The 22,107-nt window shown below is 73.2% G+C and carries 21 protein-coding genes; 8 read left to right on the forward strand and 13 right to left on the reverse strand.

The window, feature by feature from the left end:
• The first annotated feature begins 40 nt into the window (after nucleotides 1-40).
• The 4 genes from AC07DO_RS10640 (at nucleotide 41) to AC07DO_RS10655 (ending at nucleotide 3,903) form a co-directional block, all read left to right on the forward strand.
• Complete coding sequence (locus AC07DO_RS10640) at nucleotides 41-1,126, forward strand: WD40/YVTN/BNR-like repeat-containing protein (RefSeq protein WP_479058472.1); 1,086 nt, start codon at nucleotides 41-43, stop codon at nucleotides 1,124-1,126.
• Between the two features lie 34 nt (nucleotides 1,127-1,160).
• The gene (locus AC07DO_RS10645) at nucleotides 1,161-1,838 is read left to right on the forward strand and encodes a uracil-DNA glycosylase (protein ID WP_479058473.1); all 678 of its coding nucleotides are present in this window, start codon (nucleotides 1,161-1,163) and stop codon (nucleotides 1,836-1,838) included.
• Nucleotides 1,835-2,863 (forward strand): N-acetylglucosamine kinase, encoded by a 1,029-nt coding sequence (locus AC07DO_RS10650; RefSeq protein ID WP_479058474.1) that lies wholly within the window; start codon nucleotides 1,835-1,837, stop codon nucleotides 2,861-2,863. The genes AC07DO_RS10645 and AC07DO_RS10650 overlap by 4 nt, the downstream gene beginning before the upstream one ends.
• Before the next feature lie 95 nt (nucleotides 2,864-2,958).
• Nucleotides 2,959-3,903 (forward strand): sirohydrochlorin chelatase, encoded by a 945-nt coding sequence (locus AC07DO_RS10655; protein WP_479058475.1) that lies wholly within the window; start codon nucleotides 2,959-2,961, stop codon nucleotides 3,901-3,903.
• Nucleotides 3,904-3,977: 74 nt separating this feature from the next.
• Here the strand turns inward: AC07DO_RS10655 and AC07DO_RS10660 are convergent, their stop codons facing one another.
• Together AC07DO_RS10660 and AC07DO_RS10665 are read right to left on the reverse strand one after the other, a co-directional pair.
• Nucleotides 3,978-5,027 (reverse strand): lactonase family protein, encoded by a 1,050-nt coding sequence (locus tag AC07DO_RS10660; RefSeq protein WP_479058477.1) that lies wholly within the window; start codon nucleotides 5,025-5,027, stop codon nucleotides 3,978-3,980.
• 102 nt (nucleotides 5,028-5,129) lie between these two features.
• Nucleotides 5,130-5,753 (reverse strand): LysE family translocator, encoded by a 624-nt coding sequence (locus AC07DO_RS10665; RefSeq protein WP_479058479.1) that lies wholly within the window; start codon nucleotides 5,751-5,753, stop codon nucleotides 5,130-5,132.
• A 188-nt stretch (nucleotides 5,754-5,941) separates the two neighbouring features.
• On the opposite strand from AC07DO_RS10665, the gene AC07DO_RS10670 reads away from it, so the two are divergent.
• From AC07DO_RS10670 to AC07DO_RS10685, 4 genes are all read left to right on the forward strand, one after another.
• The gene (locus tag AC07DO_RS10670; protein ID WP_479058481.1) at nucleotides 5,942-6,433 is read left to right on the forward strand and encodes a DUF2243 domain-containing protein; all 492 of its coding nucleotides are present in this window, start codon (nucleotides 5,942-5,944) and stop codon (nucleotides 6,431-6,433) included.
• Nucleotides 6,433-7,299, forward strand: a complete 867-nt coding sequence (locus AC07DO_RS10675) for a cytochrome c oxidase assembly protein (protein WP_479058596.1) — start codon at nucleotides 6,433-6,435, stop codon at nucleotides 7,297-7,299. The genes AC07DO_RS10670 and AC07DO_RS10675 overlap by 1 nt, the downstream gene beginning before the upstream one ends.
• Nucleotides 7,300-7,318: 19 nt before the next feature.
• Complete coding sequence (locus AC07DO_RS10680; RefSeq protein WP_479058483.1) at nucleotides 7,319-9,691, forward strand: SpoIIE family protein phosphatase; 2,373 nt, start codon at nucleotides 7,319-7,321, stop codon at nucleotides 9,689-9,691.
• Nucleotides 9,692-9,787: 96 nt separating this feature from the next.
• Nucleotides 9,788-10,453, forward strand: a complete 666-nt coding sequence (locus AC07DO_RS10685) for a phosphatase PAP2 family protein (RefSeq protein ID WP_479058485.1) — start codon at nucleotides 9,788-9,790, stop codon at nucleotides 10,451-10,453.
• A gap of 2 nt (nucleotides 10,454-10,455) precedes the next feature.
• On the opposite strand, the gene AC07DO_RS10690 is transcribed toward AC07DO_RS10685, so the two are convergent.
• The 11 genes from AC07DO_RS10690 to AC07DO_RS10740 are packed head-to-tail and all read right to left on the reverse strand — an operon-like array spanning nucleotide 10,456 to nucleotide 22,103.
• Nucleotides 10,456-11,781 carry a glutamate-1-semialdehyde 2,1-aminomutase gene (locus AC07DO_RS10690; protein ID WP_479058487.1) on the reverse strand — a complete coding sequence of 442 codons (1,326 nt, stop codon included), beginning with the start codon at nucleotides 11,779-11,781 and terminating at the stop codon, nucleotides 10,456-10,458.
• A gap of 7 nt (nucleotides 11,782-11,788) precedes the next feature.
• Nucleotides 11,789-12,340, reverse strand: a complete 552-nt coding sequence (rfbC, locus tag AC07DO_RS10695) for a dTDP-4-dehydrorhamnose 3,5-epimerase (RefSeq protein WP_479058489.1) — start codon at nucleotides 12,338-12,340, stop codon at nucleotides 11,789-11,791.
• A complete protein-coding gene (locus tag AC07DO_RS10700; protein WP_479058491.1) occupies nucleotides 12,337-13,575 on the reverse strand; it encodes a polysaccharide pyruvyl transferase family protein in 1,239 nt (412 codons plus the stop codon). Before AC07DO_RS10700 ends, rfbC begins: the two co-directional genes overlap by 4 nt.
• Entirely contained in the window at nucleotides 13,572-14,528 is a 957-nt protein-coding gene (locus AC07DO_RS10705; RefSeq protein WP_479058493.1) for a glycosyltransferase family 2 protein, read from the reverse strand. Before AC07DO_RS10705 ends, AC07DO_RS10700 begins: the two co-directional genes overlap by 4 nt.
• A complete protein-coding gene (locus AC07DO_RS10710; protein WP_479058495.1) occupies nucleotides 14,525-15,844 on the reverse strand; it encodes a hypothetical protein in 1,320 nt (439 codons plus the stop codon). Before AC07DO_RS10710 ends, AC07DO_RS10705 begins: the two co-directional genes overlap by 4 nt.
• Complete coding sequence (locus tag AC07DO_RS10715; RefSeq protein WP_479058497.1) at nucleotides 15,841-17,115, reverse strand: DUF4910 domain-containing protein; 1,275 nt, start codon at nucleotides 17,113-17,115, stop codon at nucleotides 15,841-15,843. The genes AC07DO_RS10710 and AC07DO_RS10715 overlap by 4 nt, the downstream gene beginning before the upstream one ends.
• A complete protein-coding gene (locus tag AC07DO_RS10720; RefSeq protein ID WP_479058498.1) occupies nucleotides 17,112-18,137 on the reverse strand; it encodes an NAD-dependent epimerase/dehydratase family protein in 1,026 nt (341 codons plus the stop codon). The genes AC07DO_RS10715 and AC07DO_RS10720 overlap by 4 nt, the downstream gene beginning before the upstream one ends.
• A gap of 3 nt (nucleotides 18,138-18,140) precedes the next feature.
• Entirely contained in the window at nucleotides 18,141-18,788 is a 648-nt protein-coding gene (locus tag AC07DO_RS10725; protein WP_479058499.1) for a PIG-L deacetylase family protein, read from the reverse strand.
• Nucleotides 18,785-19,579, reverse strand: a complete 795-nt coding sequence (locus AC07DO_RS10730; protein WP_479058500.1) for a sugar phosphate nucleotidyltransferase — start codon at nucleotides 19,577-19,579, stop codon at nucleotides 18,785-18,787. Before AC07DO_RS10730 ends, AC07DO_RS10725 begins: the two co-directional genes overlap by 4 nt.
• Nucleotides 19,576-20,829 carry a class I SAM-dependent methyltransferase gene (locus tag AC07DO_RS10735; RefSeq protein WP_479058501.1) on the reverse strand — a complete coding sequence of 418 codons (1,254 nt, stop codon included), beginning with the start codon at nucleotides 20,827-20,829 and terminating at the stop codon, nucleotides 19,576-19,578. The genes AC07DO_RS10730 and AC07DO_RS10735 overlap by 4 nt, the downstream gene beginning before the upstream one ends.
• The gene (locus AC07DO_RS10740; protein ID WP_479058597.1) at nucleotides 20,826-22,103 is read right to left on the reverse strand and encodes a glycosyltransferase; all 1,278 of its coding nucleotides are present in this window, start codon (nucleotides 22,101-22,103) and stop codon (nucleotides 20,826-20,828) included. Before AC07DO_RS10740 ends, AC07DO_RS10735 begins: the two co-directional genes overlap by 4 nt.
• Between the last annotated feature and the right edge of the window lie 4 nt (nucleotides 22,104-22,107).

Below are 22,107 nucleotides of genomic sequence, written 5' to 3' on the forward strand. Positions count from 1 at the left end.
GACCGGTACCTGAGACAACGACGTCCCGGAGGTGGTCGGCATGGCCGACATCATCCTGACCGTAGGCACCCGCAAGGGCCTGTTCATCGGCCGCAGGCGAGGAGGTGCCTGGGAGTTCGACGACAGCCCGTACTTCAACGCGCAGGCCGTGTACTCGGTGGCCATCGACACCCGCGGCCCCTCACCGCGCCTCCTCGCCGACGGCGACAGCGCGCACTGGGGTCCTTCCGTCTTCCACTCCGACGACCTCGGACGGACGTGGACGGAGCCGACGAAGCCCGCGGTGAAGTTCCCCAAGGAGACCGGGGCTTCTCTGGAGCGCGTGTGGCAGCTGCACCCGGCGGCCGCCGAGCCGGACGTCGTGTACGCGGGTACGGAGCCCGCCGCGCTGTACCGCTCGGAGGACCGCGGCGAGTCCTTCTCGCTCGTACGCCCCCTGTGGGAGCATCCCACTCGGTCCAAGTGGGTGCCGGGCGGCGGCGGAGAGGGCCTGCACACCGTGCTGACCGACAGCCGCGACCCGCGCGCGGTCACGGTCGCGGTGTCCACCGCCGGGGTGTTCCGCACCGAGGACGGCGGCGCCAGCTGGGCCCCTTCGAACGACGGCGTCTCGGCGGTGTTCCTGCCCGATCCGAACCCCGAGTTCGGTCAGTGCGTGCACAAGGTCGCGCGGGACGCGGCCGACCCGGACCGGCTGTACCTGCAGAACCACTGGGGCGTGTACCGCAGCGACGACGGGGGCGCGCACTGGACCGACATCGGCGGCGGGCTGCCGTCCGACTTCGGCTTCTCCGTGGTCGCGCACCCCCACCGCGGTGGCACGGCCTACGTCTTCCCCATCACCGCCGACAGCGACCGCGTCCCCGCCGACCACCGATGTCGCGTCTACCGCACGACCGACGCGGGCGGGACGTGGGAGCCGCTGGGCACGGGCCTGCCCGACGAGGACCACTACGGCACGGTGCTGCGCGACGCCATGTGCAGCGACGACTGCGACCCGGCGGGCATCTACTTCGGCAATCGCAACGGAGAGGTGTTCGCGTCGGCGGACGACGGCGACACCTGGCGGCAGCTCGCCTCGCACCTGCCGGACGTCCTGTGCGTGCGGGCCGCGGCCGTCGGTTGATCACCCCTGCCGTTACGGCAGTAGGGTGACGCCCGTGGCACCACGACCCTTGCATGAAATCGTCGAGACCGGCTGGGCCGAGGCCCTGGAACCGGTGGCCGAACGGATCGCCTCGATGGGGGACTTCCTGCGCGCGGAGATCGCCGCGGGACGCACCTACCTCCCGTCGGGGGCGAACGTCCTGCGCGCCTTCCAGCAGCCCTTCGACGACGTCCGCGTCCTGATCGTCGGCCAGGACCCCTACCCCACGCCCGGTCACGCGGTGGGCCTGTCGTTCTCGGTCGCGCCCGAGGTGCGGCCGCTGCCCGGCAGCCTCATCAACATCTACCGCGAGATGAACAGCGACCTGGGCCTGCCCGCGCCGACGAACGGCGACCTCACGCCCTGGACGCAGCAGGGCGTCCTGCTGCTCAACAGGGCGCTCACCACCGCACCGCGCAAGCCCGCAGCGCACCGGGGCAAGGGCTGGGAGGAGGTCACGGAACAGGCCATACGGGCGCTTGCCGCGCGCGGCAAGCCGCTGGTGTCCATCCTGTGGGGCCGCGACGCGCGCAATCTGCGGCCGCTGCTCGGCCCGTTGCCTTCGGTGGAGTCCGCGCACCCCTCCCCCATGTCGGCGGACCGGGGCTTCTTCGGATCGCGCCCCTTCAGCCGGGCCAACGACCTGCTGGTCCAGCAGGGAGCGAAGCCGGTGGACTGGCGGCTGCCGTGACGCCGGAGGATCCCGGGGAGCGCGTGCCGGAGTCCGTGCGGGAGTGCGTGCTGGGGGTCGACTCGGGTGGTTCGGGGCTGCGGGCGGCCCTGCACGTGCCGCAGGGCATGCACCGTCCCGAACCCGTGCGTTCCGCGGAGCCGGTGCGTACCGGCGCGCGCGGTATCGACGCCGGGCACTTCCTGGAGCAACTGCTGCCCATGGCGCGGGGCTTGCTGGAGCGGGCGGGCGGTGAACGGATCGCGGCCGTCGCCGTCGGCGCCGCGGGCATGGCGACCCTCGGTGACGACCTCCGCGCCGCGCTGCCCGCCGCGCTCGGCCGGGCGCTGGGCGTACGGCGCACGGCGCTGGCCGCCGACGCGGTCACCGCGTACGCGGGGGCGCTCGGCGACCGTCCCGGCGCCGTCGTCGCCGCGGGTACCGGCATGATCGCGATCGGCACGGATCTGACCGCCTGGCGCCGCGCGGACGGCTGGGGGCACCTGCTGGGCGACTGCGGAGGCGGCGCCTGGATCGGCCGCGCCGGGCTCGAAGCGGCGATGCGGGCGCACGACGGCAGACGCGGCGGCTCGCGGGCGCTGCTCACACGTGCCGAAGCGGCGTTCGGCCCAGTGGCCGGACTTCCGGGGCAGCTCTATCCGCGCGCCGACCGGCCCGCGGTCCTCGCCTCGTTCGCGCCCGACGTGGCGGAATGCGCCGCCGACGACCCCGTGGCGGACAGCATCCTGCGGGCCGCGGCCCGTCACATCGCCGAGGCCGCGGCCGCCGTCTGCCCCCTCGCGGACACCTGTGAAGTCGCCTTCACCGGCGGCCTGTTCAACCTGGGCGAACCGCTGCTCGCACCCCTGCGGGCCGAGTTCGCGGACCAACTGCCGCACGCGCGAGCGGTCCCCGCGGCCGGCGACCCGCTCGACGGCGCGCTGCGCATAGCGGCGGATATCGCCGGGGACCGGTTGCGGCTGCCGCTCGACGCACGCATGTTCTCGGTTCACGCTGCGGGTGACCATGAAGAAGGTGACAGTTGACCTCTACGTAATTCATCAGACAAAAACGGACTTATACCGCCCACCTGCACCCTCCCCGAACAGGGATGGCCCGCAAGCCAGTAGCATGCGGGCGCATGAGCTCCCCCACTGGGCCCGCATCCGGCCTGCCAGTACGAATGCCGCGCCCCCGTCAGCCGGGCCGGCACCGCCGTCCGGAGCCCGTCGCGGCTCCTGAGGGCGCGCCCGCACTTGTTCTCGCCGTGCCGGGCGCCCCCAGCACCACCATGCGCAGCCTCGCCGAGGAAGTCGTGAGCATCGCCCGCTCCGAGCTGCCCGGCCTCGACGCCAGAATCGGTTACCTCGACGGTGAGGAAGACGCCACCGTCACGTCCTTCCCCGAGTTCCCCTCGCTGCACTCCGTGCTCGCACACGCTGCCGCCCAGCGCACCGCCCGCGTCGAGCGTGCGCGCGCGGCGGGCGCCGAGGTGGCCGACCCCGAGGGTCCTGTCGCCGTCGTCGTGCCCCTGCTCGCGGGCCCCGACGCCGCGCTGATGCGGCGCCTCCGGCAGGCCGTCATGGACAGCCGTGCCGCCGCCGAGCTGACGGACGTCCTCGGCCCGCACCCGCTGCTCGCCGAGGCCCTGCACGTGCGCCTGTCGGAGGCCGGACTCGCCCGCGCCGACCGCGCCCGCCTGTTCACCGTGGCGACGGCCGCGGACGGCATCGTGCTGGCCACCGTCGGCGGCGAGGAGGCCGTGCAGGCCGCCGGGATCACCGGCATGCTGCTCGCCGCGCGCCTCGCGGTGCCGGTGATGGCCGCCGCGCTCGACGAGGACGGCGCCGTCGCGGCGATCGCCGAGCAGCTGCGCGGTTCCGGCTCGACGCAGCTGGCCCTCGCGCCGTACCTGATCGGTCCGGAGCTCGACAGCGCCCTGCTCGAGGCGACCGCGAAGGAGGCGGGCCTCTCCGTCGCCGAGCCGATCGGCCCCTACCCGGCCATCGGCAAGCTGGCGCTCGCCAAGTACACGACGACGCTCGGCATCACGCCGCAGCAGCCCTCGGGCGCGCCGGCGCACTGAAGCGATCCCGTACGTACGACGACGGGCCCGCCCTGATGTGGGGGCGGGCCCGTCGTCGTACGGCGATGTGGCTCTCAGCTGCGGGGCTCTCGGTCGAAGACCACGCAGGAGGCCGCGGGCGCCGCGACGGAGCCCGTACGGCTCGGGATGCCCGTCTCCTGGTCGATCGCGAACCAGGTGACATCCCCGGAGCGCTCGTTGGCCGCGTACAGGTGCCGGCCCGCCGGATCGATCGCCAGGTCGCGCGGCCACTTCCCGCCGCACGACACGGTCGCCGTCAGGCTCGGCACGTCGCCCGTCCCGTCGAGCGCGATGACCGAGATGACGTCCGGGCCGCGCGTGGCGGTCCACAGGAACCGCCCGTCGGGCGCGATCACGACCTCCGAGGGGTACGTGTCGCCGTCCGGGGCCTCCGCGAGGACCGGCAGTTCACCGAGCGGCTTGAGCGAGCCGTCGGCGGCGTCCCAGACGCAGACGGTGAGGGTGGGGCTGAGCTCGTTCAGGATGTACGCGCGGTCGCCGCGCGGGTGGAACACGAGATGCCGCGGCCCTGACCCCGGACGCAGCGCCACCTCGCGGTGCAGGGTCAGCCCGCTCTCCCCGAACGCGCAGACGCGCACGGAGTCCGTGCCGAGGTCGACGCTGACCGCCCAGCGTCCGCTCGGGTCCGCGAGGACCTGGTGCGCGTGCGGACCCTGCTGACGCTGCGGGTGCGGCCCCGATCCGGTGTGCCGGAGCTCGCTCGACGGCGTCGGGGCGAGAGTCCCGTCGGCCCGCACCTGCACCGCGGTGACGCTGCCCGAGCGGTAGTTGGCGGTGAGCACGTGCCCGTCGTACAGCGCCAGATGGGTCGGCGCCGACCCGACCGGCACGGGCGGCGCCGTGAGCTCGGCCTTGTCCCCCGCGGTACGGAACGCGGCGACACCGCCGTCCGAGGTCTCGCTGACCGCGTAGAGCGTCTCCCCGTCGGGCGAGAGCGCGAGATACGAGGGGTCGGCGACCGCGTCCGTGGCGCCCAGCACGGTCAGCGCACCGCTGTCCGGCGCGACGGACGCGGTGAGGACACCGGGCCCCCCGGCCGCGGTGAAGGATCCGATGTACGCCCGCCCCGTCTGCCTGCCCACGACCACGACTTGTCCCTCTCGACCCGGGCGCCCCGTCCGTCGCGCCACTCGTGCGCCAGACGCTAGCAGTTCGGTCTAGACCATCGGGCGGTCGAGGGGACGTCATTCCACCGCCGCCACCCCGACGCCCACCGCGATGAACAGCCCGCCGGTCGCCCGCTCCCAGCGTCGGCGCCAGGCCGGCCGGTCCAAGGCCGTGCGCAGGCGAACGGCGACGCGGACGAGGGCCAGCCAGTAGACGATGCCGATGACGACGTCGACCGCGCCGAGCAGGAAGATCTGCTGCGTCAGGGAGCCTCCCCGGTCGACGAATTGCGGCAGGACGCTGAGGAAGAACAGCGCGGCCTTCGGGTTGAGCACATTGCTGAGGAAGCCCTGCGTGAAGCTGCTCCGGCGCCCGTCGGCCGGTGCCGTCGGCTCCAGGGCCGGGGCCGGGGCGTCGTTCCTCCGCGCGTCCCGCAGGGCCCGCACCCCCAGCCAGATGAGATACGCCGCACCGGCCAGCTTGACGACGGTGAAGGCCAGGGCCGATCTCGTGGCGATCACCGACAGGCCGAGCGCCGCCGCGCACATGTGGACGCACAGGCCTGTCTGGGCGCCCAGCGCCGCCGCACGTCCCAGGGACGCGTCCCGCGCGGCCGCCCGCACGATCACCAGGAAGTCCGGGCCCGGCACGAGATAGGCCAGCAGCACGACCCCGAGGAAACCGGCGAGATCGATCGACATCAGCTTGCTCCGTCCTGCGCTCGGGCGCGCCCCGCCGGCACCGCCGGACGCCTCATGCCCCGTGGGTTCCACGGATCCGGCGGTTCACCCGCATGAACCCGATTGCGCCCTGATCCTGCGCACGAACGGTCCGCGGGGGTAGGCGTACCCGGCAGCAGACCGATCCGGCACCGCAGGAAGGCAGTCCCATGAGCACGTCGGCCCCTTCGCACAGCGCCCCCGGGGCGGGGAGCGAGCCGCGCAGGTCGATGGTGGTGTGCGGGGTGATCGGCGCGGCGGTCACGGCCGCGCTCGACGAGATCGTCTTCCACCAGCTCCTGCACTGGCACCACTTCTACGACCGCTCCACCCTCGGCGTGGGGCTGCTCTCGGACGGGCTGCTGCACACCGCCGAACTGCTGGCCCTGGTCGCCGGGTTCTTCCTCTACGCCGATCTGCGCCGTCGCCGCGCGCTCGCCCCGGCCCACGCCCGGGCCGGGCTCTTCCTGGGAGCGGGCGCCTTCCAGGTGTTCGACGGCATCGTGGACCACAAACTGCTGCGCCTGCACCAGGTCCGCTACGGCGTGGACGTCACACCGTACGACTGGGCGTGGAACCTCGCCGGTCTCGTGCTCCTGGTCGTCGGCGGGGTGCTGGCCGTCCGTGCGGTGCGCCGGGGTGCGCCGAGGTCCCTGTCGTGATGTTCGCGCACGGTCAGCACGGGGCCGCCACGGCGCCGGGCGCCGGGGAGCTGATCGCGGTCGTCGGCGCGGTGCTCGTGGCCGTCGGCTATGCGCTCACCGCACGCCGGCTGCGGCGGCGCGGGGACGTCTGGTCCCCGTGGCGCGACGTCTCGTTCGCCTTGGGTGCCGCGGGCGTCGTCTGGGCGGCGGTGGGGCCGCTGCCGGGCGGGCCGTTCACCGCCCACATGGGCAGGCACCTGCTGGTCAGCATGGGCGCCCCGCTGCTGCTCGTCCTTGCCCACCCCCTCACCCTCGCCCTGCGCGGCCTGGCGCCCGGCGCCGCGCGCCGCGGGCTGCTGGCGCTCGCCCACTCCCGTCCCGCCGGCTGGCTGGTCTTTCCTCCGCTGGCGGCCCTCCTCGATGTCGGCGGGCTGTGGGTGCTGTACCGCACACGGCTCTTCGCGGGCATGCGGGACGAGCCCTGGCTGCACGCCGTGGTGCACGCGCACGTCCTGACCGCCGGGCTGCTGTTCGCCCTCGCCGTCTGCGGGCTCGACCCCGTACGGCGCCGCTGGGGCCTCGCGGTACGCGGCGCGAGCCTGCTTGCCGCGGGCACCGCGCACGCCGCGCTCGCCAAGACCCTCTACGCGACGGCGCCGCCCGGCACCTCCTTCACCGCCGGTGATCTGCACACCGGCTCCCAGCTCATGTACTACGGCGGCGACCTGGTCGAAGCCGCGCTCGCCGCCGTCGTGGCCGCCTCCTGGTACCGGGCCGCCGGACGGGCGCAGGCGAGGGCTGTGGAGCGGCGACGCCGGACCTCAGCTGACTGGGCGTACCGCGGTTGTGCCCGCCCCGCGGACAGCGGATTCTTTGGAAGATGAACGGGGCTGGTGTGGCGCCATGACGGCGGGCAACCGTGAGCAGGCCGACTTCCGTGGTCCCCTCGACGTCACCAGGGCCGCCACGGCCGTCATCGACGCCCACGACACCGTCATCGGGTGGAGCCCGGCCGCGGAGCGGCTCCTCGGCTACGCGCCGGGCGAGATCGTCGGGCGGCCGGTCGCCACGTTCCTGGCGCCGGGCGCGGCGTCCTCCGGTCCTCCGCCGCGGTTCCAGGGGAACGAGATCCGCGTCGCCCGGCACCGTGACGGGCACGAGGTGGTCGTCGCCACCGGGGTGTGCACCCTGCCGGGCGACGGGCCGGCGGTGCGCGTCCTCGTCGCGGCGGAGCTCGACGCCCTGCGGCAGTGGGAAGCCCGTCTGGCCCTGCTGCACGGGCTGGCCACCCAGTCCCCCGTCGGCCTCGGCATCTACGACACCGACCTGCGTCTGACCTGGTGCAACACGGCGTACGAACGGGAGATAGGGCGGCCGTTCGCCGAGTTCCGCGGGCTGCGCGCCGACGAGCTGTACTCCGACGGCAAGTTCGTGACCAAGGGGCACCCGCCCACGCTCGACGCGGTCATGCGGCACGTACTGGACACCGGAGAACCCTTCCTGGACCTGCACTTCCAGGGCCGCCCGCCCAGCGACCCCGACACGGAGCACCTGTGGTCCTGCGCCTACTACCGGCTCCAGGACGCCGACGGAAGCGTGATCGGCGTGTGCGAGGACGCCTTCGACATCTCCGACCGCTACAAGGCCCAGCGGCGGCTCGCCCTGCTCGTCGAGGCGGGCCGCGGCGTCGGCGGCGCTCTCGACGTGAAGGTCACCGCCGAGAAGATCACCGAGGTGGCGGTGCCGGAGTTCGCCGCCGAGGTCACCGTGGACCTTGCGCAGGCGGTGCTGGAAGGCGGGGTGCCGGCCACCAGCGGCGTGGCGGCGGCCTCGCTGGTACGGGTCGCCCGCTGCTGCCCGGGCGGTCGGTCCGACGGGTCCCTCGGCCCCGGCGGCCCCTCCCCCGTGCGGTATCCGCCCGGTTCGCCGCAGGACCGCAGCCTCTCCTCCGGCGGGCTCGTGCTCGACGAGTCGGCGCTGGTCGTGCCGTTGCGGGCCGGGAACAGCGTGCTCGGACTCGTCACGTTCCTGCGCGGCACGGGCGCGGGCGCCTTCGACAGCGGTGAGGTGGCGCTGGCCGACGAGCTGGTCGCCCGTGCGGCCGTGTCCATCGACAACGCCCGCCGCTTCACCCGGGAGCGCACCGCTTCCCTCGTCCTCCAGCGACAGCTGCTGCCCCAGCAGCTCCCGGAGCAGTCCGCGGTGGACCTCGCCCACCGCTATCTGCCCACGGACGACGTGACCGGGGTCGGCGGCGACTGGTTCGACGTCATCCCGCTGTCCGGGACCCGGGTCGGGCTCGTGGTCGGGGACGTCGTCGGCCACGGGCTGCAGGCGGCGGCCACCATGGGGCGGCTGCGGACGACGGTGCGGGCCTTCGCCCAGCTGGACATGGATCCCGTGGAGCTCCTCGCGCGGCTCGACGACCTGGTGGCGCAGTCGGCGGAGGAGCAGTGGGGCGGTCCGTGGGCGGCCGGCGGGGACTACGCCGACGTGACGACCGGGGCGACCTGTCTCTACGCGGTCTACGACCCGGTCTCGCGGCGCTGCGTCATGGCCAGGGCCGGGCATCTGCCGCCCGCGGTCGTCGATCCGGACGGCCGGGTCTCCTTCCCCGAGCTGCCGGCCGGGCCGCCCCTGGGCCTCGGCGGGCTGCCGTTCGAGTCCATGGAGATCGAGCTGCCGGTGGGCAGCCTGCTGGCCCTGTTCACCGACGGCCTGGTCGAGGCCCGCGACCGCGACATCGACCACGGGCTCGACACGCTGGGACGGGTGCTCGGCGACCGGGAGGCGTCACTCGAAGAGCTCTGCGACCGGGCCGTCGCGGAGCTCCTGCCGAGCGGTTCGACGGCCGACGACACCGCGCTGCTGCTCGTCCGCACCCGCGAGCTCGACGCCTCACAGGTCAGCGAGTGGGAGCTGCCCGCGGAGCCGGTGGCCCCCGGGTGGGCCCGGGAGCTGGCCACCCGGCAGCTGCACGCGTGGGGCCTGGAAGAGCTGTCGTTCGCCACCGAACTCGTCGTCAGCGAGCTGGTGACCAACGCGGTCCGATACGGCGGGGGCCCCATTCAGGTACGCCTCATCCGTGACCGCACCCTCCTGTGCGAGGTCGCCGACACCGGGCACACCTCGCCGCACCTGCGCCACAGCACCGAGGACGACGAAGGCGGCCGCGGTCTGCTCATCGTCGCGCAGCTCGTCCAGCGGTGGGGCACGCGCTACACCCGCTCCGGCAAGACCATCTGGACCGAACAGACCTTTCCCGCATCGAACTGACGGATGGTGCGGGGAAGTTGGCTAGGGTGGCGGGCAGAGCGGCGTCAACGGCCCTGACGGGAGGGGAAGGTGGAGCGCCTTGCCACGGAAGGGCCTGTGACCGGGCGCCCGACAACCTCCGCACTGCTGCCCGCCGCGCTGCGCGTGTGGCTCGGGCTGATCGCGGTCCTCGCCGTGTCGGCGGCCGTCGTCATCGGAGTCCAGTACGCCGGCCACAGCGAGGCCGGCCGGGTCGACAGGTGGTTCATCGACCCGACGGCGGACAGTGTGGGCGGGCCGTGGCGGAGCGTCGCCCTGGCCACGGACTTCTGGGGTGAGCCCGTCGGCGCGGCGCTGCTGGTCGCGGCTGCGGTGGCGGGCTGTCTGCTGCTGCGGCACCGCCGCGGGGCGGTGCTCGTGGTCGTCGGCGCCGCGCTGGCCGTGGTGGCGACGACGCTCGTCAAGTCCGTGGTGGGGCGCACCATTCACGGCGACGACAACCTGTCCTACCCGAGCGGGCACACGGCGTTCGCCACCGCGCTCGCGGTCGCGATGGCGCTCGTCGCGACCGGCCGCCTCGGCCTCGGCAGGGCGGCCGGGACGTCACTCGTGCTCGGGGCGGCGCTGGTGGCGGGCGCCGTCATGGGCTGGGCGCAGGTCGCTCTGAGCGCGCACTACCCGACCGACGTGCTGGGCGGCTGGTGCACCGCCCTCGCGGTGGTGCCGGTGACCGCGTGGCTGGTCGACCGGGTCGCCGACGCCCGGTCGCCCGCTCGCCCCTGACGTCAGGCCAGGCGGCGGAAGACCGGTTTCACCGGGCGTCCGGCCAGCCAGGGCGTGGGGTCGCCCGCGTCCAGTGCCTTCCGGTAGACGGCGCAGGCCTGGGCCACCACGTCGACGGTGCGGTCGATGTCCGCGTCGTCGAGCGCGCTGCTCACCACGAACGACGGGGCGAGCACCCCGCCCGCGAGGAGGTGGCGCAGGAACAGGGTGCGGTACTGCTGCGACGGCTGCCCGCTCCCGTCGAGCGTCGCGAAGACCAGGTTGCTGGCCCGGCCCCGGACGACGACGTGGTCGGCGACGCCCATGCTCGCCGCGGCGTCCCGCACCGCGGCGGCCAGCCGCTCGCCCAGGGCGTGCAGCCGCGCGGTGATGCCCTCCTCCACGTACACGGTCTGCACCGCCATGGCGGCCGCGAGGGAGTGCGTCTCCGCGCCGTGCGTGGTCGAGAGCAGGAACACCCGCTCGCCGGAGTGCCGGAGCCCGCCCCGCTCCATCAGCGCACGGCGCCCGGCCAGTGCGGAGACGGCGAACCCGTTGCCCAGCGCCTTGCCGAACGTGGAAAGGTCGGGGGTGACGCCGTACAGACCCTGCGCGCCCGCCTCGGACCAGCGGAGGCCGGTGATCATCTCGTCGAAGACGAGGACGCAGCCGTGCCGGTCGGCCAGTTCGCGCAGGCCCGCGAGGTAGCCGGGCGGGGGTTCGGTGTGGGAGGCGGGTTCGAGGATCAGACACGCGACCTCGCCCTGGTACCGGGTGAGCAGGTCATCGGTGGCGGCCAGATCCCCGTAGGGGAACGTCACCGTGAGCGCGTGAGTGGACTCCGGGATGCCGGCGGACATCGGTGTGGTGCCGATGAACCAGTCGTCGACGGAGAAGAACGGGTGGTCGCCGCAGATCGCCACCCGCTGCCGCCCGGTGGCGGCGCGGGCGAGACGCACGGCGGCGGTGGTGGCGTCGGAGCCGTTCTTCGCGAACTTCACCATCTCGGCGGTCGGCACGGTCGCCAGGAAGCGTTCGGCGGCGTCGGCCTCGACGATGGACGGCCGGACGAAGTTGCTTCCGCGGTCGATCTCCCGCCGCACCGCCTCGGTGACGCGGGGGTGGACGTGGCCGAGGCTGACCGACCGCAGGCCCGAGCCGTACTCGATGTAGCTGTTGCCGTCGACGTCCCACACATGGGCGCCCCGGCCGTGGCTGATGACCGGGGCCAGGTGCTCGGGGTACTGGTCGTCGCCCTTGGCGTACGTGTGCGCGCCACCGGGGATCATGGCGTGCAGCCGTTCGTTCGCCGCCCGCGACCGGGGCAGCGAGAACTCTTCGTGGTCCACGGTGGGTTCAGCTCTCCTTCTGCTTCAGGACCTCGGCGAGGCTCGGCGCCTCGCGGTCCCGCTGGGACATCTTCTCGGGCGGCAGCGGCCAGGGAATGGCGAGCTCGGGGTCGTCGAAGGCGATCGTGACGTCCTCGGCCGGGTCGTGCGGACGGTCGATCCGGTACGAGGTGTCGGCGGTCCCCGTCAGCGCCTGGAAGCCGTGCGCGCAGCCCGCCGGGATGTACAGGGTCAGCTGCGTCTCGTCGGACAGTTCGAAGAAGGCCCGGTTGCGGTACGTCGGTGAGTCCCTCCGCAGGTCCACGACGACGTCGAAGATCTTGCCGTACGAGCACCGCACGAGCTTGGCCTCGCCGGCGCCGGAGCGCAGGTGCATGCCGCGCAGCACGCCGCGGGCCGAGCGGGACAGGCTGTCCTGGACGAAGGCGTTCGGGTCGAGGCCCACGGACCGGAGCACGTCGGCGTCGAAGGTGCGGCAGAAGAAGCCGCGCTCGTCGGCGTACGGCGTCGGCTCGAAGAGGAACGCGCCGTCGATCTCCGGGACTTGGATGGCTTTCACGGTGTCTCCCGCAGGGCGTGGGCGTCGGTGGGGGTCCGGGTGGTGCGGGCCCCGGGGAACAGGGCGGCCGTCAACGCGTCGAACTGGTCACGGAGTTGCCGCGCCGTGGCCCTGTTCCGTTCGGCGAGGGTGCGGCGCAGTTCCGCCGACTGTTTCTCCAGGGCCCGGAACTGCTCCAGGAGCCGGTCGGCGTCGGCCTCGCGGGCCGGGTGGCAGTACGCGCCGAGGCCCATGCGGTCCATGAGCGCGTCGCTCTTGGCCGCGTAGCTGAGCGCGAGCGTCGGCGTGCCCGCCTTCAGTGCGCAGACCAGGTTGTGGTACCGGGTCGCCACCACGGAGTCGGCGGCCGCCGCCTCCCGCATCAGGTCGGCGAGCGAGGCCGTCTCCGCGGCGGTGACCAGCGGTGAGTCCACGGCGTCGATGATCGCCTCGACCACCGACGTGTCGCAGGCGTCGCCGGTCAGCAGCCGGACCGGCCTGCCCTCCTCGACCAGCGCGCGGACGAACCGGGTCGTCCCTTCGAGGTAGCGCCGGTGGATCTCCTCGGCGCGTGCGCGGTCGTCGTTGCCGCCGTGGAAGTCCATGACGCCGACGCAGACCGTGCCGTCCTGCGTGCCCGGCCCGTTCGCCGACGGTGCGGGCAGGGCGAAGGCGAGGTCGGGGTAGACCTCGTCGCGCGTCGTGTCCACGCCCATGGCCCGCATCGCGTCGCGGGACAGGTCGTCGCGGTACGAGCGGTAGGTGGCGAGCCGCGCCGACAGGCGCACCAGGGTCCGGGTCGGCCGGTCGCGGATCGGGGCGGCGCCGACGCCGACGAGCGCGACCCGGGTGCGGAAGAGCCGGCCGCTCGCGCAGAGCAGGAACAGCGAGTACGGGAAGCCCCACGGCCGCAGCGGCAGCGTGGCCTCCAGGACGCCCATGCCCGGCACGACGACCACGTCGTGCCTGCGCACCCAGGCGGCGGTGCGGGCGACGTCGACGAGCTTGCCGAGCCCCTTCGCGGCGACGGCGCCCGCGCGTGACGCGGTCCGGTACTCGCCGCGGTTCCAGTGCAGCCGGGTGGCGGGGATGCCGTACCGGTCCGTGACGACCTCGGGTCCGCCGCACAGCGCGTCCACGGCCGCGTCGGGGTGCTCGGCACGCAGGTATCCGAGCACGGCTTCGAGCGATCCGTCGTTGCCGAGGTTGCCGGAGCCGAGCAGGCCGAACACGCCCACGCGTGGAGCGGCTCTCATGCCTCCCGCCCCTCGCGTCCGGCCACGAGGGCGTCGATGGAGACGTCGGACTTCGCCGGGTCGACCGGGGCGCGGTCCTCGACGCGTTCGCCGGCGCCGGGGCGGGCCCGGCTGGTCATCCAGGCGGCCAGATGGCCGTAGCAGGCGCGCCGGTCGGCCGCGGAGAGCGGCGCGCGTCGGATCGCCGAGACGAAGCCGGCGACGTACTCGGCGAGCAGCCGGGGCGTGGGGTGCAGCGGTCCCGCCCGGCGCGGGTCCAGGTTGACGCACCGGGAGCGCTTGGAGGGGTTGGCGCGTTCGGCACGCGTGGGGTGATCGCGGCGGAAGTACAGGAGTTCGGGCACTTGGTGGAAGGGGCCGTGCAGGCCGATCTCGGCGACGAAGGTGCGGTCCGCGTGGTGGTAGCTGTCGTGCGGTTTCACGCGGCGCAGGACGTCGGCCCGCATCACGCCGTAGAAGTCGTCGCCGCCGGGTTCGAACAGCATGCTGCGGAAACGCTCGGGCGCGCGCGGCGAGTCGGTGGCGAGCGTGTACTCGTAGGGGACCTTGACCTTGCCGTCGCCGTCGATGACCGCCTGGTCGGCGTGGGCGAGGATCACGTGCGGCCGTTCGTCGAGGGCCTCCACGCAGCGCCGCAGGAGGCCCCTGGCGTACAGGTCGTCGTGCGAGGCCCACTTGAAGAGTTCGCCGCGGCACTCGGTGAACACGTAGTTGTGGTTCGGTGCGGCGCCGATGTTGCGGGTGAGCCGGATGTAGCGGATGCGGGAGTCCCGCGCGGCGTACTTGCGGCAGATGTCCTGGGTGCCGTCGGCCGACGCGTTGTCGGAGATGACCAGCTCGAAGTCCTCGTAGGTCTGGCCGAGCAGGGCGTCGAGGGACTCGGCGAGGTACTCCTCGCCGTTGTAGACGGGCAGGCCGATGCTCAGCCGGGGGTTGCCCCGAGATGCAGTCATGTGGTCCTCACTTCGCGAAGGGTGTTCTGGTGGTGCTCGCGCAGGGCCCACCGGAGGTGCAGCCACCACACGGCCGAGCCGCAGACGGTCGCGGCGGCGACGCCCCAGGCCGAGCCGACCGTGCCGCCTGCCGCCGCCCCGCCGAGCCCGCCGGCGACGTAGCAGGCGGAGGCGAACAGCTGGCTGCGCAGGCTGCGCCGGGCCGCGCCGAGCGCACGGAGTCCGGCCGCGGCACCGGTGCCGAGTCCCGCGCCCACGACGCCGAGCGTGACCGGCACGATGAGTTCGGACGCGGCGCCCCAGACGTCGCCGAGGACGAACTCGCCCGCCCGGTCGGGTACGAGGAGCAGCGCCCCGCCCCAGAGCAGCGCGGCGGCGGCCTGCCCGCCGCCGAGGACGAGGCAGAACGCGCCGAGGCGGTGCGGGGCCCTGCGCAGGACCCGTGCCGCTTCGGCGACGGTGACCAGGGAGAGCCCCATCAGGACGGCCATGAAGGGGCCGAGCAGGAGTTCGGCGCCCCGGATGACGCCGACCGCGCCGACGCCGACGATGACGCCGAGTCCGTACGCCCGCAGTTGGCTCGCGCCGCTGTTGCTGACGTTCTCGACCAGGTACCGGGTGCCGAGGTCGCGGTGCGTGCGGAGCCATTCGCGCGCGCCGGACAGCCGGGGCCGGATGCCGGACTGGAAGCAGCCGAACGTCCCGGCCACCGCGGCGGATCCGCCCCAGGCGAGGACGAACGCCCCCACGCTGCCCACGTGCGCCGCCACCAGAAGGGCGGGCACGAGTGCGACGCCCCACACGAGGTCGTTGACGAACGCCTTGCGGCCGTTGCCCGCGGCGAAGAACGCGAACCGCCACGCGTCCTGGAGGAGCAGCCCCGGCAGGACGACGCCGAGGCAGGCGAACGCGGTCCCGACGCGGCCGCCCACGGCGAGGCCGGTCACCACGGACACCGCGCCGAGGGCGAGGCCGGTGCCGAGCGCGGTGCCCGACGCCCGGGCCGTCGCCGCCCGCCACGACTTCTCGGGGACGCCGCTGAAGCGCACCACGAGCGGGTCGGTGGCCAGGCCGCGGGAGACGTTGAGCACCACGCCGTAGGTCACCCAGGCCAGGCTGAACACGCCGAACGCGGTCACCCCGAGCGAGCGGGCCACGTAGACGCCCACGGCGAAGTTGCTCATGCTGGAGGCGGCCTGGTCGGCCAGGCCCCAGGACAGCCGGCCGATGACGCCCCGCCCGGCGCTCGGCTCGGCGCTCTCCCCGGCGGGTTCCGCCGGTGTCGTCTTCTCCCCCTCGGTGGTCATCGGCGTCATGCCTTGAGCAGCCCTGCGCCGTGCAGGGCGTCGGCCGCGACGGCGACGGCGTCGAACGGCAGCCCCGACCGTTCGGCGACGTCCAGCAGACTGTGCTCGCCGTCGGAGAGGTTGAGCACCCAGAGCATGGCCATCTGTGCCTGCTTGGTGTCGCTGCGGCCGCCGAGCGCGTCGTAGAGACCGCGGCGGCCCAACTGGGGTTCCCCGTAAGGGCTGAGGTTCTGGTACGTCCGGTTGCGGTCGAGGACGCCGAACGCCTCGCGGCAGACGGACAGAGTGTCCGCCATGGCCTCCGGAGAGACAAAGTCCGGGTTGTCGGCCGAGGTGTGGTACTCGGGGTAGCCGGCGTACGGGGTGCGGCTGAGGGAGCCCACACCGAGGTCGAACCCGGGCGAGCAGTACTGCCGCTCGTCGTAGCCGTACGGGGTGAACCCGGCGATGCGGTGCGGGCGTTCGGACGCCGTCAGGACGTGCCGCAGCACCCGGTCGATCTCCGCGTCGCCGCGCCTGCTCTGCTTGTACGTGAGTCGCCCCGAGTCGCCCGCGCAGGCCAGCACGAGTCCGTGCTTGACCTGGTCGACGCGTTCCGCGTTGCGCGCCAGCCAGGTGATCGCGCCGACGGTGCCGGGCGCGAAGATGAACCGGTACGTGTAGTACGGGGTCTGTTCGGCGAGCGCGCGGGCCAGGAACGTCGCCACCGCGATGCCGGCCAGGTTGTCGTTGGCCAGCGAGGGGTGGCAGACGTGGCAGGAGACGATGACCTCGTCGGCGACCTGCCCGGGGACGACGTGCTCGGCGTAGGTGAGGTGGCCGTCGGCGAGCGTGGAGTCGATGCGCACCTCGTAGTCGCCGTCGGGCAGCGCGTCCAGGGTCTCCTGGGACAGGCAGAACCCCCACTCCGGCTTGTAGTAGCTGGTGCGGTACGGCACCCAGCTCGGGTGGTCCGGCAGGGTGTGCAGGTGTTCACGCAGCTCGGACAGGGGCATGGTCGCCGCGACCGGCACGCTGTACCCGAGGACGTGCAGGCTGGACGAGGCGAAGTCGACGACCCGGCGGCCGGTGCTGTCGGCGACGTACGCGTCGCGGATGTTCCACTCCTGCGGCACCGTCCAGTCGAGCACCTGCGTGCCGGTGGGCACCTCGTGCACGGTGAGCGGGACGTACTCGTCGACGATCTTCAGGGTGGCGCGCACGCCGTCGCCCGTAATGCTCCGGCAGAGCGGGTAAAGACGCTCCACCAGCGCGTGCATCTGCCTGCCTGCCTCGGTCATCGGCGCCACCGCAGGGTGTCGTCGACGGTGCCGGCGTCGGTCGCCGCGCGCAGCACGGCGAGTCGGGTGAAGCGCTGCTCGAAGTCCTCGCGGGTCAGGCCGTGTTCGCGGTAGGCGTCGGCGAGTTCGACGGCGCCGCGCTTGACCGTCCACTCGCAGTCGAAGCCGGGGATCGCGGCGCGGAACCGGGCGAAGTCGACCCGGTAGGAGCGGGGGTCGGCGCCGTTCTCGCCGGTGATCCGCACCTTCGCGCCGGGCACCGCGTCGGCGACCTGCTCGGCGATCTCGGCGACCGTGACGTTGTTGGTCTCGCTGCCGATGTTGAACGCCAGGTCGTGCACCGCGTCGCGCGGCGCGGTGAGCGCGGCGGTGAAGGCCCGTGCGATGTCGGCGGCGTGCACGAGCGGGCGCCAGGGCGTGCCGTCGGAGAGGACGAGGACCTCACCGGAGAGGAGGGCGTGGCCGACCAGGTTGTTCAGGACGATGTCGGCGCGCAGCCGGGGCGAGTAGCCGAAGGCGGTGGCGTTGCGCATGTACACGGGGCTGAAGTCGGCGTCGGCGAGCGCGTGCAGGTCGTCCTCGACCCGCACCTTGGACTCCGCGTACGGCGTCACCGGGCGGAGCGGGGCGTCCTCGGCGACCAGTTCGCCGCCGCCGGCGGCGCCGTAGACGGAGCAGGTGGAGGCGTACAGGAAGCGCCGCACTCCGGCCTCGCGCGCCAGCTTGGCGAGGCGTACGGAGGCGTGGTGGTTGATGTCGTACGTGAGGTCCGGGGCCAGGGCGCCCAGCGGGTCGTTGGAGAGCGCGGCCAAGTGGATCACGGCGTCGATGCCGGTCAGGTGGTCGGGTGTGACGTCGCGCAGGTCGACGCGCGGTCCCGGCGGGTCCGCGGGGCGCGGGCCGAGGACGCAGTCGGCGAACAGGCCGGAGTCCAGGCCGACGACGTCGTGTCCGGCGGCCGTGAGCACCGGGGCCATCACGGTGCCCAGGTAGCCCTGGTGTCCGGTGAGCAGTACGCGCAAGGTTCAATCCCCCAGCTTGAGAGCGAGTTTGGTGACGGCGAACGCCTCGGCGTAGCGCGCGTGGCATTCGATTCCGCGGATCCGGGCGAGGCCGAGGAAGGCCTCCCGGTCGTACCAGGGACGGTGCCGTTGTGAGGGGTAGTGCTCCTGGAGGAGCCGTACCTTCTGCTCGGCGATCTCCGGTGACAGCGGCTGGTACGCGGTGGGGCGGCCGAGGTCGCCGTCCCACTTGACGATCTCGTAGCCGAGTACGAGGTGGTCGCGGAACGCGGTGGGGATCAGCTGCGCGAGGCCGCGGTGGTCCTGGTGCGCGTCGTCGATGCGCGGGGCGAGGACGAGGTCGGGTTCGGTCCGTGCGCGCAGCTCCTCGACCGCGGCCTTGGCCTCGTCCCAGTGCACGGGCATCCGTCCGTCGGGCAGTTTGAGGACGGTGACGCCGAGTTCGGCGCCGGGGCAGAAGGCGGCGAGCGCGGCCAGCTCCTCCTGCTCCCGCTCGCTGCCGCCGCCGGAGAGCACCAGCGCGTCGACGCGCAGGCCCGGCCGTGCCGTGCACATCGCGAGGAGCGTGCCGCCGGCGCCGATGGCGATGTCGTCGCAGTGCGCGCCCACCGCGACGATCCGGTCGAGGGGTCCCGCCCCGAGCCTGATCACGCGCCCACCCCGGCGTCGTCCCGCTCCCACACGGCCCACGGGCGGTCGCCGCGGGTGTAGGCGTCGTCGAGCGCGGCCCGCTCCTTGACGGTGTCGGTCGGCTTCCAGAAGCCGCGGTGCTGGTGCGCCACCAGGCGTCCGCTCTTGGCGAGTCGGGCGCAGCCGTCCGCGACCAGGTCGCCGTTCTCCGGTATGTGGTCGAAGACTTCCTGGCGGAGCACGAAGTATCCGCCGTTCTCCCACATGGGCAGTTCGCTGACGGGGGTGATGCCGCCCACCAGGCCGTCGTCACCGAGCTCCACGCAGTGGAACGAGGACTGCGGCGGCACGACCATCATCGACGCGCCGGCGTCGCGCCGGGAGAACTTGTCGATCATCTCCGGCAGCGGGGCGTCGGTGAGCACGTCGGCGTAGTTGGCGAGGAACATCTCGTCGCCGCCCAGGTGGTGGCGGACCCGGCGGAGGCGTTCCCCGATCGGCGACTCGATGCCGGTCTGGGCGAACGTGATCGTCCAGTCGGCTATGTCGGTGGAGAGCAGCTCGGTCTGCCCGCCCCGCAGCACGAAGTCGTTGGACGTCGTCTCCTCGTAGTTGAGGAAGAAGTTCTTGATGTGGTGGGCGCCGTAGCCGAGGCAGAGGATGAACTCCTTGTGCCCGAAGTGCGCGTAGTAGCGCATGACGTGCCAGATCAGCGGGCGCGGGCCGACCATCGCCATGGGCTTGGGCACGTCGTCCGCGGCACCGCTCCGCATCCGCATCCCGTAGCCGCCGCAGAAGAGTACGACCTTCATACTGTGACCTCCTTCGAGGACGCGGCCTCGACGATGCTGAGTTCCGGGATGGGGAAGACGAGGCGGCCGCCCCACTCGTGCACGTACGCGAGCTGCTCGGCCAGTTCGGCCCGCAGGTTCCACGGGAGGACGAGGACGTAGTCCGGTTTGTCGGCGGCGATCTGCTCGGGCGCCAGGATCGGGATGCGGGTGCCCGGGGTGAACCTGCCGTGCTTGTACGGGTTGCGGTCGACCGTGTACGCGAGCAGGTCGGGGCGGATCCCGCAGTGGTTGAGCAGGGTGTTGCCCTTGCCGGGCGCGCCGTAGCCGACGACGGTCTCGCCGCGCTCGGCCGCCTCGATCAGGAACTTGAGGAGGTCGCGGCGGACCTTGGCCACGCGGGCGGAGAACTCGGTGTACCCGGACAGCTCCTGCAGTCCCGCCGCCTTCTCGCGCGCCAGCACGTCGGCCACCTGCGAGCTCGGCTCGCCCGCCACCTCGGCCGGGCGGGCCCACAGCCGGATGGAGCCGCCGTGGGTGGGCAGCAGCTCGACGTCGACGAGGGCGAGTCCGCCGCTCGCTAGGGCGCGGATCGCGGACGCGACCGTGTAGTACTGGAAGTGCTCGTGGTAGATCGTGTCGTACTGGTTCTCCTCGATCAGGGTCAGCAGGTGCTGCACCTCGATGGAGACCCAGCCGTCGTCGGCGACCAGGGCGCGCAGCCCCTGGGTGAAGCCGACGACGTCGGGGATGTGCGCGTACACGTTGTTGGCGACGACGAGGTCGGCCGGGCCGTGCTCGGCGCGGACGGCCGCGCCGGTGTCCGGGGAGAGGAACTCGGTGAGCGTGGGGACGCCCGCCTCCCGCGCCGCGGCGCCGACGTTCACCGACGGCTCGACGCCGAGGCAGCGGATTCCGCGGTCCACGACGTGCTTCAGCAGATATCCGTCGTTGCTGGCGACCTCGACGACGAAGGCGTCCTCGCCGAGCCGCGCACGCGCCACCGCGTCGGCGACGAACGTGCGGGCGTGCTCCACCCAGGAGGTGGAGAAGGAGGAGAAGTACGCGTACTCCGTGAACGTCTCCTCCGGCTTGATCAGCGGCGGGATCTGCGCGAGCCAGCAGTCGGTGCAGACCCGCAGGTGCAGCGGGTACGCGGGCTCGGCCTGATCCAGTTGGTCCGCGGCGAGAAAGCTCTCGCACGGCGGGGTCGCCCCCAGGTCGACGACGCTCGCCAGCGTCGCCGAGCCGCAGAGTCGGCATGCTGTCATCGGTTCCCCCCATATCTGCTCGCGCGTGTCCCCCACCGCGAGCCAGTGCTTGCTTTTCCTGTCGGCGGCGGGCTGTCCCCGTCGCCGGACCGCCCCGCGATCGCGGAGCGGTACCCCTCCTCCAGGCGCTCAAGGCCGACGGCCGGGCTGAACCCCTGTTCGTAGCGGCGCCGGGCCGCCCGTCCCATCTCCCGGTTGGCGGCCGGGTCGGTGGTGACGCGGCGCAGGCACGAGGCGAGCGACGTGGCGTCGCCCGGCCGGTGCAGCAGCCCGGTCACGCCGTCCTCGACGAGTTCGACGAACGCACCGTGTGCGGCGGCGACGGCCGGCACTCCGGCCGCCATGCCCTCGGCGACGACCAGGCCGAACGTCTCCATGGCCATCGAGGGAGCCACCACGGCGACCGATTTCGCGACGCCCTCCCGGCACCGCTCCGGGTCCCACAGGCCGACGTACCGCACGTCGTCCCGGCCCTTCGCCCAGTCGGTCACCTCCCGCTGCAGCGGCCCCGCTCCCGCGAGCACCAGCGGCACGCCCACCCCGCCGCTCGCCGCGACCTCGTCCCACGCGGCCATGAGCAGCCGGATGCCCTTGGCCTCCGCGAGGCGTCCGAGGTAGAGCACGTGCTCGCCGTCGCCCGTCCTGCGGGCGTCCGGGTCGGGCACGAAGTTGTGCTTGACCGTGAGCCGTTCGGCCGGCATGCCGGACCGCACCAGGACGTCGCGCTGTGCCCCGGAGATGCAGAAGAACCGCTCCACGCCGGTCCACCACCGCCGCCGGTTGACCGAGAGGCTGACCGCGAGCGGCACCGTGGCGAGGCGGGAGTCGCGGTAGCAGCCGTGCCGGACGGCGGGCAGCGACATCGACGTGCCGACGCATTCGGTGCACGGGCGGCCGTCCCGGTGCAGGGTGCCCGGCGGGCAGACCTGGGTGTAGTTGTGCAGTGTGGCGACGGCGGGCACGCCGACGTCGGCGCAGGCGGCGAGGACCGCGGGCGACAGGAGCGGGAAGACGTTGTGCACGTGTACGACGTCGGGCCGCTCGGCGCGGAGCCGGGCGGCGAGCTCGGTGCGGACCGCGGGGTTCCACGGCACGAGCAACGGCACGGTGGCCTTGCTGAGCAGGGAGCGTGCGGCGATGTCGTCGCTGCGCCGCTCGAAGACGTCGACGTGGTGGCCGGCCGCGCGCAGCAGCGCCACCTCTTCGTCGACGACCCTGTTCTCGCCGCTGGGCTGGGCCGAGGAGTAGCGGTTGTGCACGACGAGAACGCGCAGGTCG

The sequence above is a fragment of the Streptomyces sp. NPDC045678 genome, assembly GCF_056432085.1.